Genomic DNA, 15,256 nt, shown 5'->3' with positions numbered 1-15,256 from the left:
GCCATGGTGGCCGGCAGAGTCGTACCCGGGCGGCTGCGACGCCGGCTCGTCGTCGCGTTCGTCCTCGTCGCCGGCATGTCCGCCGGCGCCCTGGCCACCGGGTCCTACGTCATGCTGCGGCAGGCCCGGTTCGACGGCTCGCTGCAACGCGCCGCGGCCGACGCCCGCTACCAGCTGGTGGTCGCCGCGCAGTTCCTGCCCCTGACCGACGCCCGCCGCGCCGACCTGCTGGCCAGCTTCGAGGAATCCGGCCGGCACGTGGTGCTGGTCACCGGGGACACCCAGGCGTCCAATCCCCGGTACGCGCCCACCCCAGACCCGGACCTGCGGGCGACCGTCGCCGCCGGACAGCTCGGCTTCCAGCGCAGCCCCGGCCGGCCGCACCTGCTGGTCGTCGGCGGGCGCATCCCCGGCTCCACCGCCGAGCTGTACGTGGTGACCGTCGAGGACGACCTCGTCGACGCCCTCGACCAGCTCCGCACCGCCTCGGTGATCGGCTGGGCGGTGGTGGTGCTGGTCGCCGCCGGCGTGGGCAACGCCCTCGCCCGCCGCACGCTGGAACCCGTCGGCCGGGCCAGCCGGGCCGCCCGGGCCGTCGCCGAGGGGCTGCTGCACACCCGGCTGCCGGTGCGCGGCCGGGACGAGTTCAGCGCCTGGGCCACCTCCTTCAACGAGATGGCCGAGGCCCTCGAAACCAAGATCGAAGCACTGTCCCAGGCGCAGGCCCGAGAGCGGCGGTTCACCGCCGACGTGGCGCACGAGCTGCGTACCCCGGTCACCGCCCTGGTGGCGGCGGCCTCGCTGCTCGCCGACCAGCTCGACACCCTGCCCGCCGACGCCCGCCGGGCCGCCGAACTGCTCGTCGCGGACGTGGTGCGGCTGCGCCGGCTGGTCGAGGAGCTCATGGAGATATCCCGCCTGGACGCCGGGCGGGAGGTGCTCGCCACCCGTCCCGTGGACGCCGGCGCGCTGCTGCGCCGGATCGTCGCCGGCCACGGGGACGCCGCCCGGGCCACCGTGACCGGCGACGCCCCGCCGGTCGTGACCGACCCGCGCCGGCTCGAACGGATCCTCACCAACCTGGTGGCCAACGGGGTGGAACACGGCGGCGGCGACCTGCGCGCCGCACTCCGGCACACCGGCGCCGACCTCGTCATCGAGGTCGCCGACCGCGGGCCCGGCATCCCCGCCGAGCACCTGGCGCACGTCTTCGACCGGTTCTACAAGGTCGACCCCGCCCGCACCGGCCCCGGCAGCGGACTCGGCCTGGCCATCGCCCGCGAGAACGCCCGGCTGCTCGGCGGCCGGCTCGACGTGGCCAGCGAGGTCGGCCGCGGCACCCGCTTCCGCCTCACCCTCCCGCTCGACCCCGGGGGCCCGCCATGCGACGCCTGACCCTGCCGCTGACCGCGCTGCTGCTGCTCGCCGCCGGCTGCGCCCCGCCGCGCACCGGCACCCTCGGGCCCGCCCCGGCCGGCCCGTCACCCACCACCGCCACCGCACCGACCGGCGCCCCCACCACGCCGGCACCGTCCGCGTCGCGCAGCCCGACGGCAGGAGCCACGACGGGTACGCCGACCACCGCCGCGCCCACCGGGTCGGACGGGACGCTGACCGTGCAGCTCTGGTTCGCCCGGAACGGGAAACTCGTGCCCACCCGGCGCGCGTCGCCCGCCACCGTGGCCACGTCCCGGCTGGTCCTCACCGAACTGGCCGCCGGCCCCTCGGTGGCCGAGACCGCCGCCGGCCTGACCACCCTGGTCCCGGCCGGCACGCAGGTGACCCGCATCGCCGGCGGGGTGGCGACGCTGCTGCCGCCGGCCGGCTTCGACGCCGGCGGGGCGGCCACCGCGCGGCTGCGCCGGGCCCAGGTGGTCTGGACGCTCACCCAGTTCCCCACCGTCCGGCGGGTCGCCTTCGCCCCGGCCGACGCCGCGACCGGGCGGGACGACTACGCCGACCTGCTGCCCCCGATCGTGGTGACCGCGCCGGCGATCGGCGACCGGGTCGGCAGCCCGGTCACCGTCACCGGAACCGCCGACGTGTACGAGGCGACGGTGAGCGTCCGGGTCCTGGACGCGGCGGGCCAGGAGATCGGCACGGCGTTCACCACGGCGTCCTGCGGCTCGGGTTGCCGCGGCGGCTACCGGGTGGACGTCCGCTACCGGCGCCCCGCGGCGGGACCGGGCACGATCGAGGTGTACGAGGTGTCGGCGCGCGACGGCTCCCGCACCAACGTGGTCCGCATCCCGGTCCACATGTCCGCCGGCCGGTGACACGAAAACCCCACAGTGGACGACATGGTCGGTGCGTGCCCCCGGCTGGATTCGAACCAGCGACCTTCGGATCCGGAATCCGACGCGCTCTCCGCTGCGCCACGGGGGCATGGGTTGTCACGCAAAACCGATTGACTTTCGATAGGTTACGAGCGATAGTCGATGCATGCTCACAGCCCAGCGAGCGGTTCTCCCGCTCAGAGTCTTCCTCGCGCTGCTGTTCGGGATCCTGGTCCTGTTCCAGACCATGTCGCTTCCCGGGCAGTTCGCGCACCTGGCCCGGGAGGACCCGGACATGGCGTACCTGCGCTGGCCCGCGACCGCGGTGACCGTGTTCTGGGTGCTCTGCGTCCAGGTGGTGATCGTGTGCACCTGGAAACTGCTCACCCTGGTCAAGAACGACCGCATCTTCAGCGAGGCGTCGTTGGGCTGGGTCGACGCGATCGTGTGGGCCATCGCCGCCGCGTGGGTGGTGCTGGTCGGCGTGTTCCTCTACGTCGGTTTCCACGCCGACGACCCGGGCCTGCCGCTCCTGCTGTTCCTGCTGGTCACCGGGGTCACCGCGCTGGGGCTCCTGATGGTGGTGATGCGCGCGCTGCTGCGGCAGGCCACCACGCTCCGGACCGACATGGAAGCGGTGATCTGATGCCCATCGTCGTCCGCATCGACGTCGAGCTGGCCAAACGCAAGATGAGCGTCGGCGAGTTCGCCGAGCGGGTCGGGCTCACGCCGGCCAACGTCGCGGTGCTGAAGAACGGTCGCGCCAAGGCCGTCCGCTTCAGCACCCTGGAGGCCATGTGCCGGGTGCTGGACTGCCAGCCCGGTGACCTGCTCGAGTGGGTCGAGGAAGAGGGAGAGAACCGATGAAGTACGTGCTCGGCCTCGTCGCCGCCCTCGCCGTCGCGCTCGGCGTCGCCGGCATCGTGTACGGGGAGGCCGACGACTCCCCCGGCCTCCAGCTCCTGGCCGGCCTGCTGGTCATCGGCGCTATCGCGATCGGCGTGCGGATCGTCCGACGCAGCCGGTAGGCGTCGCTGCGAGCTGAGGATTCGAACCTCAATCCTCCGATCCAGAGTCGGATGTGCTGCCTGGTTGCACCAGCTCGCATGGGTGTCCGCGGACCGCGGACCGTGCCCCGACCAGGATTCGAACCTGGGCTCTCCGGTTTCGTAGACCGGCGCGCTCTCCGCTGCGCCACCGGGGCGGACGACCGGCGCCCCGCCCCCTCCCAGGGGCGCCGGTCGGTTCAACCCTTCACGCAGACGACCTGCTTGAGGTGGGCGACCACCTCGACCAGGTCCTCCTGCTGGGCCATCACCTGGGTGATGTCCTTGTACGCGCCGGGGATCTCGTCGACCACCCCGGCGTCCTTGCGGCACTCGACGCCCGCCGTCTGCGCCGCCAGGTCGGCGGTGCTGTACGTCCGCTTCGCCTGCCCGCGCGACATCCGCCGCCCGGCCCCGTGCGACGCCGAGCAGTACGCGTCGAGGTTGCCCTTGCCGCGCACGACGTACGACCCGGTGCCCATCGACCCCGGGATGATGCCCAGGTCCCCCCGGCCGGCCCGGATGGCGCCCTTGCGGGTCACCAGCACCTCGACCCCGTCGTAGCTCTCCTCCGCCACGTAGTTGTGGTGGCAGGAGATCGGCTCGTCGTAGCCGACCTGCGGGAACTCGTCCCGGACCACCCCGCAGAGCAGGGCGAGCATGACGGCCCGGTTGCGGCGCGCGTACTCCTGCGCCCACCAGAGGTCCCGGCGGTAGGCGTCCATCTCCGGGGTGCCGGCGAGGAACACCGCGAGGTCCCGGTCGGGCAGGTCGACGTTGTGCGGCAGTCCGCGGGCCACCGCCATGTGCCGCTCGGCCAGTTCCTTGCCGATGTTGCGGGAACCGGAGTGCAGCATCAGCCAGACCCGGCCGTCGTCGGGGCCGCCCTGCTCCAGGCAGACCTCGATGAAGTGGTTCCCGCCGCCGAGGGTGCCCAGCTGGCGCTGCGCCCGGGTCTCCAGCTGCGCCACCTTCCGGTCGAGGGTGCCGAAGCGCCGCCAGAACTCGTCCCAGCCGGCCTGCTCCAGCCCACGGACCCGGCGCGGGTCGACGGCGTCGTCGCGCATGGCGAAGCCGACCGGGATGGCCGCCTCGATGGCGCTCCGCAGCGGGCCGAGGTCGTCGGGCAGGTCGGTCGCGGTGAGCGAGGTGCGCACCGCGGACATGCCGCAGCCGATGTCGACGCCGACCGCGGCGGGCGAGACGGCCTGCCGCATGGCGATCACCGAGCCGACCGTGGCGCCCTTGCCGAAGTGCACGTCCGGCATGACGGCGACGCCCTGCACCCAGGGCAGCGCGCCGATGTTGCGCAGCTGCCGGGCCGCCTGCGCCTCGATCGTGTACGGGTCGGTCCAGACCCGGACCGGCGCCCGGGTACCGGCCAGCGGGGTGAAACCCATCGTCGTCTCCTCGGTTCAGGGGCTTTCTCGAGCGGCTGGCCGGATTCGAACCGGCGATCTTCACCGTGGCGGGGTGACGCGCTGCCTGACTGCGCTACAACCGCGAGTGGTCCCGGGTCGGGACCGGCGTAGGCCGTGCGGGACTCGAACCCGCAGCCTCCCGGGTGAGAACCGGGTGAGCTGCCCATTGCTCCAACGGCCCGTGCGGGACGGCGGGCGCCGTCCGCGTGATGTCCGGGACCGCGGAATCGAACCGCGTGTCTCTCGCGCCCAAGGCGAGCGGGTCAGCCAGCTCCCTCGTCCCGGTTGCCCGGCCGGCGCTGGGCGCGCCGGCCGGGATCGTGCTCATGCCGTCCACTGTGGAGTTGAGAAGATGCGACGTCGCCGGCCGGAGGTCGGGACGGGGTGAGGCAGGGGCGGCAGGATTCGAACCTGCAACCGTCGGGTTTGGAATCCGGTGCTCTTCCGTTGAGCTACGCCCCTCGGACCCGGTGACGAGAAAAGCCGCCCGGTCCCAGGTCTCGGGGCGGGCGGCTGCGCGTGTCTCTCGCGCCGGCGCTAGTCGCGCCACCACCCTGGTTGCCACTGCTGCCGTCGGCAGCGACCCTGGCCCGCTTCGCGCGGCAGGGCACCACCGCGCGGCGCGGGCCGCTCGGCTCGGGTGCGGTTCTGCTGCGACACGGTGTGCTCCTGGGTGGTGGCTCGGGTTGACCTTGGCCCGTTCACGGTACGGGCGGAGCCGGGAGCCCCGCAACGGTATTTCGTGAGGACGTTTCGGCCGGCGCCGAACGGTGCCGGGCCTAGCCTCCGGCCAGGCGAACGGAAGGGGCACGGCATGGACTGGCGGGGTCGGGTGGCGGAGAAGTTCCGGGAGGTCAACGGGGAGCATCCGATGACGGCGGCGGACGACGCGTACGTCAGCGCGCAGTTCGTCACGCTCGACGCGCTCTGCGCGGCGTCCGGGCGGGACGCGGACGGCGTACGCCGGTCGATGCTGGACGGGCGGCTGCCGCTGCCGGGCTACCTGCGCTCGGACGGCGCGGAGATGGTCCCGGCGGACCTGTTCGCGCTGGCCGAACGGGCGGGCGGGCTGGACGCGCTGCCCGGGTGGTTCGTCGGGCTCTGGGCGGACCGGGCGCGCGGCGCGGCGGAATGGGACGCCTACCTCAGCGGCCGGTACGTCTGCCTGCGCTCGGTCACGCCCGAGTCGATCCGACGCAAGGACGAGTTGACCGCGGCGATCGGCGCCGCGCCGGCCGAGCCGGACGCCGGGTCGGCGGCCTGGCTCGACCGGCTGCACGCGCTGGTCGACGAGTTGGACGCGCTGGAGCCGGCGTTCACCGGCTACGACCGGCTCCGGTTCGGCGGCCCGACCTCCCGGGACACCTGCGTGGACGCGGTGCGGGCCCGGTATCCGCGGCGGGTCAGCGCGCCGGCCGGCCGGTGACCCGGCGGGCGACGGCGAGCAGGTACTCCTTGCGGTGCAGCGGGTCGTGGTCCCAGCGGGGCCGGCTCGGGGCGGGTCCGCGCACCGGCCGGTAGTGGTCGAACTCGGCCTCCAGGGCGCCCTCGCCGCGGGTGAGCCCGGGCAGCCGCCGCTCCAGCGCGTGCACCCGCCCGGCGGGCACCTCCCCCTCGATCAGGTAGGACGTGCCGCGCAGGGTGCTGCTGCGGGGCGCCGCGCCCAGTCCGGCGAGGACGGGCAGCACCGTGCCCACCACGTCGGCGGGGAGGTCGAGCCGGAACCGGTGCACCGGCTCGTGGACCCGGGTGCCGGCGCGGCTCAGCGCGGTCATGAGCACCAGCGGGGTGAGGTTCCGGAAGTCCCCGGCGGTGCTGGACATGCTCTTGTCGAACACGCCGTGGGCGTGGCTCTGCCGGGCCCAGTAGCCGCCGTGGGTCAGGGTGACCACGCAGTCGATGACGGCCCAGCCGTGCAGGCCCTGACCCAGGGTCTCCCGGACGGTCTCCTCGATCGCCTTGAGGAAGGCCAGCGGCATCGAGCCGAGTTCGATGCCCAGCCGGAACTCGACGCCGCCGCCGACCGGCCCGGGCTCGACGCGCAGGCCGACGGTGCCGAGGAACGGGGTGGGGTCGCGGCCGATCCACTCGACGGCGGCGCCGGCGCCGACCACCCGCTCCACGCAGACGGTGGTGGTCTCCCGGAAGGTGACCGGGACGCCGTAGTCATCGGCCAGGGTGGCCTCGATGACCTCCTTCTGCACCTCGCCGTAGAGGGACACGGCGATCTCCTGGCGCCGGTCGTCCTGGCGCAGGTTGATCAGCGGGTCCTGCTCGGCGAGCTGGGTCAGGGCGGCGTGCAGGGCCGGCCGGTCGGCCGGACGTGCCGGTTCGACCACGGTCTCGAGCGTCGGCGGGGCGAAGTGGCGCCGGCCGGCCGGCCGCTCGGGCGGGACGCCGAGCACGTCCCCGACGCGGACGTCGGCCAGGCCGTGCAGCCGGACGATCCGGCCGGCCCCGGCCGCGTCGCCGGGCGTGGCGTCGCCGAGGTCGAAGACGGCGAGGCCGGTGATCCGGGCCTCCCGGCCGCCGCCGAGGCGGATCCGGTCGCGGACCCGCAGGGTGCCGGCGAAGATCCGGGCGTACGCGACCTTCTCCCCGGCCGGGCCGCGCTCGACCTTGAAGACGGTGCCGGAGAGCGCTGCGTGGTCGTCGCCCGCGGTGGCGGGGAGCAGCGCGGTGACCGCGTCGATCAGCGCGTCGACCCCGGCCCCGGTGATGGCGGAGCCGGCGAGCACCGGGTGCACCCGGGCACGGGCGGTCTGGGCGACGAGCGCCTCCCGCAGCCGGTCCGGGGTGGCCGCCCGCTCGTCGGCCACGTACGCGGCCAGCAGGGCGTCGTCGTGCGCGGAGAGCAGGTCGACCAGGCGGGCCCGGTGGCCGGGGTCCCCGGGCGGGTGCGGGATCCAGCGGGCGGCCGGGGTGCCGGCGGCGTCGACCCGGCCGAGGGCCACGACGTCCGGGGTGAGCCGGTCGGCGAGCTGGCGCAGCACCCGGTCCGGGTCCGCGCCGGCCCGGTCCACCTTGTTGACGAAGAACAGGGTGGGGATGCCGAGGCGGTGCAGGGTGCGGGCCAGCAGGCGGGTCTGGGCCTGGACGCCCTCGACCGCCGAGACCACGAGGATCGCACCGTCGAGCACGCCGAGCACACGTTCCACCTCGGCGATGAAGTCCGGGTGGCCCGGGGTGTCGACGAGGTTGACGGTGGTGCCGGCGACGGCGAAGGAGACCACGGCGGAGCGGATGGTGATGCCCCGCTGCCGCTCCAGCGCCAGCGTGTCGGTGCGGGTGTTGCCGGCGTCGACGCTGCCGGGCTCGTCGATGACCCCGGCGCTGTGCAGCAGCCGTTCGGTCAGGCTGGTCTTACCGGCGTCGACATGGGCGAGGATGCCGAGATTGAGGGTTTTCACGCAGCGTCATGTCCTTGAGGTCGGCGGTGATTCGCTTCTGCGGGGACATGCACGCGGCTCGCATCTCGAGCTCCTCCTTCCCTGTGCGTCGTGGTCGATTGCAGCAACCGGCCCGGGGCGCCGGCAACCGATTAACTGCGGGTGGGCCCTCAGGCGTGCGCCACCGGGTGGCGCTTCATCTCCTCCATGAAGGGGTAGCGCGCGGTCAGGTCGGCGAGGGTGCACCCGGCCCGCCAGGCGGCCGCCACCTGGGCGACCTGGAGCAGGTCGGTGGCGTCGCCGCGCGCCTGGACGTCACCGTCGACCCGCAGGTCGATCATGAAGTAGCGGGCCTGGGCGCCCAGGCTGACACACACGACACCCCGGTCGGAGGCCGCCTCGGCGCAGGTGAACCGGCTGCGGCCCTGCTCGGGGGCGGTCACCCGGCCGATGTCGAGCTGGTGCCGGGCCGCTGTCTGCACGAGGGCGGGAGCCAGGCCGCCCGGCTCGACCAGGTCCGGGTAGAGGCGCACACCCAGTGCCGTCGACACGTCGCTCATGACTGACTCCCACTTCCTCGTGACAGAGACCAGCTGCACGCAGGTTACGGGTGTGTTTCCTGCGCGCCTGGTCATCCTGTCCCCCCTGGACGCCCCACGGCAATAGGAACCGTCGATTCGGCCACCAACGGGCCGGCGCCGGGCGCCCGGTACGCTCCCAGCCCATGGCCCGGATCCGGTGTGACTTCTTCTCCACGGCGCTCGGCATGGGCACGTCGATGACCGTGCTGCTGCCCGAACACGGGTCGGCCGGGATCGGCATGCCCGGTGGGGCGACCGCCGCGGACCCGCCGGTGCTCTATCTGCTGCACGGCCTCACCGACGACGACACCATCTGGACCCGGCGCACCTCGATCGAGCGGTACGTCGCGCCGCTGGGGCTCGCCGTCGTCATGCCGCAGGTGCAGCGGAGCTTCTACTGCGACGAGGCGCACGGCAACCGGTACTGGACCTTCCTCAGCGAGGAACTGCCGGAGGTGTGCCGGTCCTACTTCCGCCTCTCCGACCGGCGGGAGGACACGTTCGTGGCCGGCCTGTCCATGGGCGGCTACGGGGCGATGAAGTGGGCGCTGCGCCACCCCGACCGGTTCGCGGCCGCGGCCAGCCTCTCCGGCGCGCTGGACGTCGCCCGGCGACGCCACCACCCGGCGAGCCCCCTGGACCCCGCCGTCTGGCACACCGTCTGGGGCGACCGGGACGTGGCGGGCCCGGAGGACGACACGCTGGCGCTGCTGGAACGGGCCGGCGACGACCTGCCCGCCCTCTACGTGGCCTGCGGCACCGAGGACTTCCTCTACGAGGACAACACCCGCTTCGTCGACACGGCACGCCGCCGGGGGCTGCCGGTCACCGTGGACTTCGGCCCCGGCGACCACGACTGGGCGTACTGGGACGCGCGGATCCAGGACGTGCTGGCCTGGCTGCCGCTGCCCGGCAACGGCTGAGCCGGCGCGCCGCGCCGCGAACGGGACACGGCCGTCACACGCCGACGGTCCCGTCGATGGCCTCGCGGAGGAAGTCGGCGTGGCCGTTGTGCCGGGCGTACTCGTGCATCATGTGCAGCATCACCAGGCGCAGCGAGACGTCCTCGCCCCAGCGGGCCTGGTGGCCGGTGACGTCGAGCGACTCGGCCTCGCGCTCGATGCGGCGGGCGTGCTCGACCTCCCGCTGCCACGCCTCGAACGCCTCCGACCGGCTCGACGCGCTCGCGTCGTACGCCTCCTGGAAGTCCCCGGTCGCCGACCAGATCAGCGGGACGTCCTCGGCGTTGATGACCCGGCGGAACCAGGTGCGCTCGACCTCGGCCATGTGCCGCACGAGGCCGAGCAGGGACAGCGTGGACGGCGGCGACGACTGCCGCCGCAGCTCCTCGTCGGTCAGCCCCTCGCACTTCAGGGCCAGGGTGGCGCGGTGGAAGTCGAGGAACGCGCGCAGCGTCTCCCGCTCCCCGGCCAGCAGCGGCGGGCCGATCCGTTCGGTCTCCACGTGGTTCCTCCTCGCAGGCCAGGGGCCTGCCCGTGGTTGCTTGGCACTGCTCCCGGGGGAGCCTAGTCTCAGCGGATCGATCCACCTCCGAAGGGATCATGATGCACCCCCACATCCGACGTTCCGCGCTGGTCGCCTCGGCGGTCACCGCGGCGCTGGTGGCCGGCGGCAGCACCGTCCAGGCCGCCGGCGACACCTACGACCACACCGCCACCGCGACGGTCTTCGCGCCCAACCCCGTCCAGCAGCTCGGTGACCAGTCGCTGGCCGACGCCAAGGACGCCGACTACCCGGCGCTGGCCGGGGCGTACCGGTCCGTGCCGCTGACCAACCTGGACGGCTCCGGGACCCTCACCGGGAAGTACGTGGTGGTCAAGAGCAAGACCGGCACCCCGGCCCGCGTGGTCGACGGCGCGTACCCGGCGTGGCACCGGGACGCCGACCAGTTCGAGCAGGTGATGGGCTACCACTGGGTGAACACCGCCCAGGCGTACCTCCAGTCGCTCGGCTTCGGCAGCACGCTGCGGCCGGTCAACCAGCGGCAGATCGAGCTGCGCATCGACCAGTACGGCGGCGACAACTCGTTCTTCCGCGAGGACAAGGCGAACATCACCCTCGGCAAGGGCGGCGTGGACGACGGCGAGGACGCCGAGGTGATCGTCCACGAGTACGGCCACTCGGTGCAGGACGGCCAGGTGCCCGGCTTCGGCACCACGCTGGAGTCCGGCGCGATCGGCGAGGCGTTCGGCGACTACCTGGCGGTCGTGGTGACCAGCTGGGCGACCGGCGTGCCGGCGCAGACCCCGGAGGCCTGCGTGGCCGACTGGGACTCGGTCTCCTACACCCGCACGGCCCCGCACTGCCTGCGCCGCCTCGACGGCGCCAAGGTCTACCCCGCCGACCTGGTGGGCGAGGTGCACGCCGACGGCGAGATCTGGTCCCGCGCGCTGTGGGACATCCGCACCGCGCTCGGCGACCGCCGGGCCAGCACGCTGATCGTGGAGGCGCAGTTCGCCTTCACCACGGACGTCACGTTCCGGGACGCGGCGCTGGCCACCGTGGCCGCCGCGCAGCGCCTCTACGGCGCCCAGGCCGCGTCCGCGACCCGGGCCGCCTTCGTCGCCCGCGGCATCCTCTGACCGCGGCGGTGGGCGCCGCTCCCCGCCGGGGCGGCGCTCACCGCAGCGACGACCGGGCCACCGGGAAGTCGAAGAACGTGTCCGGGTACGGCTCGTCGACGTACCGGTAGTGCCACCATTCGCGCGGGTAGTTCTCGAAGCCCTGCGCCGTCATGAGCCGCTTCAGCAGCTGCCGGTTGTCCCGGGCCGCCCCGGTGACGCGGCGGTCGGCCGTGTGCGCGCGGGGGTCGAAGCAGTCGAAGCCGGTGCCCATGTCGACGGAGTTGTCCGGGAAGCGCCGGCCGGCGGGCGCGGTGCAGGCGACCAGCGGCTGGCCCGGCGGGTACGCCGGCTGGTCGGGGGTGGGCGTCGGGACCAGGGTCAGGTCGAGGGTGCTCCCCCGGCTGTGCGCGGTGGGCGCGCCGATGTAGCCGTCGGCGAAGAGCCGGCTCTTCGGCTCGTCCGGGTAGAACTCCGTCTTCATCCGCTGCTCTCCCGGGAGCTTCGCCCAGGCGACGAACTCGTCCACCGCCCGCTGCGGGCGGTAGCAGTCGTACACCTTGAGGCTGCGGCCCTGGGCCAGGGCGGCGGTCTGCACCCGGTGCAGCGCCTCGGCGGCCCGCCGGGTGAGCAGGCAGAGCGGCTCCGGGTAGCCGGTGATCGGCCGGCCGACGAAGTTGTGCGCGGTGGCGTACCGGATGTCGGTGCGGATGCTCGGGTCGACGGCGGCCAGGTCGACGATGTCGGCCGGGGCGCGGGGGCCGCTCGGGCCGGCCGACGGCGCGGGCGGGGTGGACGGGGCCGGTCGCGGCGCGGGCCGCTGGCACCCGGCGGCGAGCACCGTGGCCAGCACGGCGAGGGCGGCGGCCCCGCGTGTCCCGGTCCTCACCCTGCCGTGTCTACCAGCATCGCGGCGCCACCGGGCCGGCATCGGCCATGCGGCAAGATTGCCGGTGGGACGGGCCCGCCGTCCCAGGATTCGCGGCCGGCGCTCCCGGCCGGTGAAGGAGACACGGGTGAACGCGGACGACGAGCCCAGGGTGACCATCACCGCGATCGCGCGGGAGGCCGGGGTCTCCGTGCCCACCGTGTCCCGGGTGCTCAACGGCCGTTCGGACGTCGCCCCGGACACCCGGCAACGGGTCGAGGAACTGCTGCGCCACCACGGCTACCGGCGCCGGGGCAGCCGCACGGTGCGCCGTGCGAACCTGGTCGACCTGGTCTTCAACGACCTGGACAGCCCGTGGGCCGTGGAGATCATCCGGGGCGTCGAGGACGTCGGCCACGCCGCCGGGGTGGGCACCGTCGTCTCGGCGATCCACAGCGAGTCGACCTCGACCCGGCAGTGGTTGCAGAACCTGCGGGACCGCGCCTCGGACGGGGTCATCGTGGTGACCTCGCACCTGACCCCGCCCGTGCACGCCCAACTGCGCCGGCTCAACGTGCCCGTGGTGGTGGTCGACCCGGCCGCCGGGGTGCCGGGCACGGACGTGCCGGCGATCGGGGCGACCAACTGGGCCGGCGGCCTGTCCGCCACCGAGCACCTGCTGGGGCTGGGCCACCGGCGGATCGGTTTCGTGGCCGGCCCCACCCACCTGCTGTGCAGCCGGGCCCGGCTGGACGGCTACCGGGCCGCGCTCGCGACGGGCGGGGTGCCGCTGGACGACCGGCTCGTGCAGCCCGGCGACTTCTACCACGCCTCCGGCTTCGCCGCCGGCGCCGCGCTGCTCGACCTCGACGACCCGCCCACCGCCATCTTCGCCGCCAGCGACCAGATGGCCTTCGGCGTCTACGAGGCCGTCCGCCGCCGCGGACTGCGCGTCGCCGACGACGTCAGCGTCGTCGGCTTCGACGACCTGCCCGAAGCCCGCTGGGCGTCCCCGCCGCTGACCACCGTCCGCCAGCCCCTGGTGGAGATGGGACGGCTCGCCGCCCGCACCGTGCTGCGCCTGGCCCAGGGCGAGGAGATCGAGTCGCCCCGGGTCGAGCTGGCCACCGAGCTGGTGGTGCGGGACAGCACGGCGCGTCCGGCCGCCGGGTAGGCCGCGGCCGGCTCAGTCGTCCTCCGGCGCCGGCCCCCGCGACGCCGTCCCGGGTGGCTGCGCGGCGAGGGCGGCGTGCCGGCGACGCCGGGCCAGCAGCACGGCTCCCCCGGCCACCAGCACCGCCCCGACCGCCACCGAGGGTCCCGTGCCCGGCCAGGCGCCGGTGGTCCCGGCGCCGGCGCCGCCCAGCCCCGCGCCCCCGGCGAGGGCCGACGCCGCGCCGGTCGGCGTCGCGGCGGCCCGGTCCAGTTCGCCGGGGCGGACCAGCCGGCCGACCGCCGCGTCCCGCGGCAGGCCGAAGCCCCAGTCCAGCAGGGCGGCACCCTGCTGCCAGCCGCGCTGGGTGGTGACCTCCGCGCCGAGCAGGGTCACCACCAGCCGGCGGCCGCCCCGCTCGGCCGCGCCCACGTAGGTGTGCCGGGCCAGGTCCGTGAAGCCGGTCTTGCCGCCGATCGCCCCCGGGTAGCGGTCGAGCAGCATGTTGTCGTTCGAGATCGCGAACGCCTTCGCGCGCAGCGCCGGCTGGGCGGGCACCTGCGCGGTCCGGGTGGCGGCGTACCGGCGGAACGCCGGGTCGGCGAAGCAGGCGCGGGCGATCAACGCCAGGTCGTACGCGCTGGTGAACTGGCCCGGGCCGTCCAGCCCGGACGGCGTGACCGCGTGGGTCTGCAACGCGCCGAGCCGCCGGGCCTCGGAGTTCATCGCGCGGATGCCACCGGCGGTCCCGTCCGGCCCGCCGCCGAGCCGGGCCAGGGCGTTGGCCGCCTCGTTGCCGGACTTCAGCAGCAGGCCCAGCCAGATCGTCTCGATCCGGTACCGGCCGCCCGCGACCAGCCCGACCGCCGAGCTGCCCGGCTCGATGGCCAGGTCCCCGGCCGTCACGGTCACCTCGCGGCCCGGGTCCAGCCTCGGCAGCATGGTGGCCGCCAGCAGCAGCTTCTGCACACTCGCCGGTACGCCGTACTCGTGCGGGCCGCAGCCGCCGAGCACCGCGCCGGTGTCCAGGTCGGCGACCACCCAGGAGGTCGCGGTCACGGCCGGCGGCGCGGGCGCGGCCGGCGGCAGGGCCAGGCCGGCGGTGGCCAGGGCGGCGCCACCGACCGCCCGAGCAACGGGGTCGGCCGCGGGTGGCGGCTGCGGCGGCCGGGTCGCCGGGGCGGGCACGTTCGGGCAGGGCGGCGCCCCCGCCGGCAGCCGACCGGCGGGCGCCCGGGTGCCCGCCGTCGCGGGCGTGGACAGCATCGACGCCGGTACGAGCAGGGCGGCGGCCAGCACCGCGGACGGTCCCCAGGTCCTCATGGCCGGAGGCTAGCCACGCCGACCCGAACGGGTCACCCGCTCGGCCATTCGCGTCCGACAGCCCACCCCTGGCGGTAGGCTGCCCGCCCTCGTCCCCCGCGCTGCAAGGGACCGGCGCCGGCGGACGCAGCGTGGTGAGGTGTCGGCGTTCCGCCCATGGGGTAGCCCGGAGGGAGGACATCGAAGGAGGACACCATGACCGACCCCCGTTTCGCCCCCATCGGCCTGGCCGCCGCGGCCGACGCCGTCGAGGGCGCCGAGGAGCGCGACGGCGCGCACACCGACGCCGGCGAGGCCACCCGCGACTCCGACGGCACCCCGGTCGGCGCGGCCGACGCCGAGGCCGACCGCGCCCGGGCCGCCGGCGAGGACGTCGAGCCCCGGCCCTGACCGTTCGAGGTGCGGCGGCAACTCTCAGCGGAGGCCGCCGGTGGACTGAAGCAGCGCGGCGACCACGGCCATCGCGTCGCCGACCGCGTCCAGCAGCCGGTGCAGCACGCCCCGGAACGCCTCGCGTAGCCGCCGGGGCAGCAGCGCCCGGAGGTCCACCACCATCCGCCCGCGGTGCTCCATGCCCGGGCGCATACCCGTGGTCACGGCGTCCACGCGGCGGTCGG

17 protein-coding genes and 7 tRNA genes are annotated in these 15,256 nt (G+C 74.7%); 10 read left to right on the top strand and 14 right to left on the bottom strand.

The features are described 5' to 3' along the window. Positions 1-3: 3 nt before the first annotated feature. Both FXF50_RS02315 and FXF50_RS02310 read left to right on the top strand, forming a co-directional pair. On the top strand, positions 4-1,395 hold the full coding sequence (locus tag FXF50_RS02315) for a HAMP domain-containing sensor histidine kinase (RefSeq protein ID WP_148425503.1): 1,392 nt from the start codon (positions 4-6) through the stop codon (positions 1,393-1,395). Beyond that, a complete protein-coding gene (locus FXF50_RS02310) occupies positions 1,383-2,276 on the top strand; it encodes a Gmad2 immunoglobulin-like domain-containing protein (protein ID WP_148425502.1) in 894 nt (297 codons plus the stop codon). Before FXF50_RS02315 ends, FXF50_RS02310 begins: the two co-directional genes overlap by 13 nt. 36 nt (positions 2,277-2,312) lie before the next feature. Here FXF50_RS02310 and FXF50_RS02305 read toward each other — a convergent pair. Next, a tRNA-Arg gene (locus FXF50_RS02305) sits at positions 2,313-2,385 on the bottom strand. Between the two features lie 57 nt (positions 2,386-2,442). Here FXF50_RS02305 and FXF50_RS02300 point away from each other — a divergent pair. The 3 genes from FXF50_RS02300 to FXF50_RS29150 are packed head-to-tail and all read left to right on the top strand — an operon-like array spanning position 2,443 to position 3,304. Further along, complete coding sequence (locus FXF50_RS02300; RefSeq protein ID WP_148425501.1) at positions 2,443-2,922, top strand: DUF2975 domain-containing protein; 480 nt, start codon at positions 2,443-2,445, stop codon at positions 2,920-2,922. Further along, on the top strand, positions 2,922-3,143 hold the full coding sequence (locus tag FXF50_RS02295) for a helix-turn-helix transcriptional regulator (protein WP_148425500.1): 222 nt from the start codon (positions 2,922-2,924) through the stop codon (positions 3,141-3,143). Before FXF50_RS02300 ends, FXF50_RS02295 begins: the two co-directional genes overlap by 1 nt. Beyond that, complete coding sequence (locus tag FXF50_RS29150; RefSeq protein WP_187399478.1) at positions 3,140-3,304, top strand: hypothetical protein; 165 nt, start codon at positions 3,140-3,142, stop codon at positions 3,302-3,304. The genes FXF50_RS02295 and FXF50_RS29150 overlap by 4 nt, the downstream gene beginning before the upstream one ends. Positions 3,305-3,310: 6 nt before the next feature. On the opposite strand, the gene FXF50_RS02290 is transcribed toward FXF50_RS29150, so the two are convergent. The 7 genes from FXF50_RS02290 to FXF50_RS02260 all read right to left on the bottom strand — a co-directional run bounded on the left by FXF50_RS02290 (position 3,311) and on the right by FXF50_RS02260 (position 5,205). Next, a tRNA-Gln gene (locus FXF50_RS02290) sits at positions 3,311-3,383 on the bottom strand. A 24-nt stretch (positions 3,384-3,407) separates the two neighbouring features. Beyond that, a tRNA-Arg gene (locus FXF50_RS02285) sits at positions 3,408-3,480 on the bottom strand. Between the two features lie 42 nt (positions 3,481-3,522). Then, positions 3,523-4,722, bottom strand: a complete 1,200-nt coding sequence (locus FXF50_RS02280) for an RtcB family protein (protein ID WP_148425499.1) — start codon at positions 4,720-4,722, stop codon at positions 3,523-3,525. Positions 4,723-4,752: 30 nt separating this feature from the next. Then, a tRNA-Gly gene (locus FXF50_RS02275) sits at positions 4,753-4,826 on the bottom strand. A 25-nt stretch (positions 4,827-4,851) separates the two neighbouring features. Next, positions 4,852-4,924 (bottom strand) — tRNA-Glu (locus FXF50_RS02270). Positions 4,925-4,955: 31 nt separating this feature from the next. Next, positions 4,956-5,028, bottom strand: a tRNA-Pro gene (locus FXF50_RS02265). Between the two features lie 105 nt (positions 5,029-5,133). Further along, positions 5,134-5,205 (bottom strand) — tRNA-Trp (locus FXF50_RS02260). A gap of 352 nt (positions 5,206-5,557) precedes the next feature. Between FXF50_RS02260 and FXF50_RS02255 the strand changes: the two genes are divergently transcribed. Beyond that, complete coding sequence (locus FXF50_RS02255; RefSeq protein WP_148425498.1) at positions 5,558-6,169, top strand: DUF6058 family natural product biosynthesis protein; 612 nt, start codon at positions 5,558-5,560, stop codon at positions 6,167-6,169. Here FXF50_RS02255 and FXF50_RS02250 read toward each other — a convergent pair. Both FXF50_RS02250 and FXF50_RS02245 read right to left on the bottom strand, forming a co-directional pair. Beyond that, on the bottom strand, positions 6,147-8,153 hold the full coding sequence (locus FXF50_RS02250; RefSeq protein WP_148425497.1) for a translation factor GTPase family protein: 2,007 nt from the start codon (positions 8,151-8,153) through the stop codon (positions 6,147-6,149). The two genes, FXF50_RS02255 and FXF50_RS02250, sit on opposite strands and share 23 nt — an antisense overlap. 149 nt (positions 8,154-8,302) lie before the next feature. Continuing rightward, on the bottom strand, positions 8,303-8,692 hold the full coding sequence (locus FXF50_RS02245; protein ID WP_148425496.1) for a hypothetical protein: 390 nt from the start codon (positions 8,690-8,692) through the stop codon (positions 8,303-8,305). 164 nt (positions 8,693-8,856) lie between these two features. Between FXF50_RS02245 and FXF50_RS02240 the strand changes: the two genes are divergently transcribed. Beyond that, positions 8,857-9,636, top strand: coding sequence for an alpha/beta hydrolase family protein (locus tag FXF50_RS02240; RefSeq protein ID WP_148425495.1), 780 nt, complete (start codon positions 8,857-8,859; stop codon positions 9,634-9,636). 34 nt (positions 9,637-9,670) lie between these two features. Here FXF50_RS02240 and FXF50_RS02235 read toward each other — a convergent pair whose 3' ends face one another. Beyond that, a complete protein-coding gene (locus FXF50_RS02235; protein WP_148425494.1) occupies positions 9,671-10,177 on the bottom strand; it encodes a DinB family protein in 507 nt (168 codons plus the stop codon). Between the two features lie 101 nt (positions 10,178-10,278). Here FXF50_RS02235 and FXF50_RS02230 point away from each other — a divergent pair, with 101 nt between their 5' ends. Then, a complete protein-coding gene (locus FXF50_RS02230; protein ID WP_148425493.1) occupies positions 10,279-11,316 on the top strand; it encodes a M36 family metallopeptidase in 1,038 nt (345 codons plus the stop codon). Between the two features lie 37 nt (positions 11,317-11,353). On the opposite strand, the gene FXF50_RS02225 is transcribed toward FXF50_RS02230, so the two are convergent. Beyond that, positions 11,354-12,184 (bottom strand): M15 family metallopeptidase, encoded by an 831-nt coding sequence (locus tag FXF50_RS02225; RefSeq protein ID WP_255509840.1) that lies wholly within the window; start codon positions 12,182-12,184, stop codon positions 11,354-11,356. A gap of 127 nt (positions 12,185-12,311) precedes the next feature. Between FXF50_RS02225 and FXF50_RS02220 the strand changes: the two genes are divergently transcribed. Beyond that, the gene (locus FXF50_RS02220) at positions 12,312-13,337 is read left to right on the top strand and encodes a LacI family DNA-binding transcriptional regulator (protein ID WP_148425491.1); all 1,026 of its coding nucleotides are present in this window, start codon (positions 12,312-12,314) and stop codon (positions 13,335-13,337) included. 12 nt (positions 13,338-13,349) lie between these two features. Here the strand turns inward: FXF50_RS02220 and FXF50_RS02215 are convergent, their stop codons facing one another. Beyond that, entirely contained in the window at positions 13,350-14,639 is a 1,290-nt protein-coding gene (locus FXF50_RS02215; protein WP_148425490.1) for a D-alanyl-D-alanine carboxypeptidase family protein, read from the bottom strand. Between the two features lie 195 nt (positions 14,640-14,834). Between FXF50_RS02215 and FXF50_RS02210 the strand changes: the two genes are divergently transcribed. After that, positions 14,835-15,029 carry a hypothetical protein gene (locus FXF50_RS02210; protein ID WP_148425489.1) on the top strand — a complete coding sequence of 65 codons (195 nt, stop codon included), beginning with the start codon at positions 14,835-14,837 and terminating at the stop codon, positions 15,027-15,029. Between the two features lie 24 nt (positions 15,030-15,053). On the opposite strand, the gene FXF50_RS02205 is transcribed toward FXF50_RS02210, so the two are convergent. After that, positions 15,054-15,245 carry a hypothetical protein gene (locus FXF50_RS02205; RefSeq protein ID WP_148425488.1) on the bottom strand — a complete coding sequence of 64 codons (192 nt, stop codon included), beginning with the start codon at positions 15,243-15,245 and terminating at the stop codon, positions 15,054-15,056. Between the last annotated feature and the right edge of the window lie 11 nt (positions 15,246-15,256).

Source organism: Micromonospora sp. AP08, from assembly GCF_008085935.1.
GTDB lineage: Bacteria > Actinomycetota > Actinomycetes > Mycobacteriales > Micromonosporaceae > Micromonospora > Micromonospora chersina.
The sequence above is the reverse complement of the archived record's forward strand: the minus strand, read 5'-3'. Positions and strand labels throughout refer to the sequence as shown.

Bases quoted from the DNA above. Each gene is read 5' to 3' on its own strand.
- FXF50_RS02310 (WP_148425502.1), top strand. From the start codon at position 1,383: ATGCGACGCCTGACCCTGCCGCTGACCGCGCTGCTGCTGCTCGCCGCC.
- FXF50_RS02240 (WP_148425495.1), top strand. From the start codon at position 8,857: ATGGCCCGGATCCGGTGTGACTTCTTCTCCACGGCGCTCGGCATGGGC.
- FXF50_RS02230 (WP_148425493.1), top strand. From the start codon at position 10,279: ATGCACCCCCACATCCGACGTTCCGCGCTGGTCGCCTCGGCGGTCACC.
- FXF50_RS02210 (WP_148425489.1), top strand. From the start codon at position 14,835: ATGACCGACCCCCGTTTCGCCCCCATCGGCCTGGCCGCCGCGGCCGAC.
- FXF50_RS02215 (WP_148425490.1), bottom strand. From the start codon at position 14,639: ATGAGGACCTGGGGACCGTCCGCGGTGCTGGCCGCCGCCCTGCTCGTA.
- FXF50_RS02280 (WP_148425499.1), bottom strand. From the start codon at position 4,722: ATGGGTTTCACCCCGCTGGCCGGTACCCGGGCGCCGGTCCGGGTCTGG.
- FXF50_RS02295 (WP_148425500.1), top strand. From the start codon at position 2,922: ATGCCCATCGTCGTCCGCATCGACGTCGAGCTGGCCAAACGCAAGATG.
- FXF50_RS02255 (WP_148425498.1), top strand. From the start codon at position 5,558: ATGGACTGGCGGGGTCGGGTGGCGGAGAAGTTCCGGGAGGTCAACGGG.
- FXF50_RS02245 (WP_148425496.1), bottom strand. From the start codon at position 8,692: ATGAGCGACGTGTCGACGGCACTGGGTGTGCGCCTCTACCCGGACCTG.
- FXF50_RS02315 (WP_148425503.1), top strand. From the start codon at position 4: ATGGTGGCCGGCAGAGTCGTACCCGGGCGGCTGCGACGCCGGCTCGTC.
- FXF50_RS02300 (WP_148425501.1), top strand. From the start codon at position 2,443: ATGCTCACAGCCCAGCGAGCGGTTCTCCCGCTCAGAGTCTTCCTCGCG.
- FXF50_RS29150 (WP_187399478.1), top strand. From the start codon at position 3,140: ATGAAGTACGTGCTCGGCCTCGTCGCCGCCCTCGCCGTCGCGCTCGGC.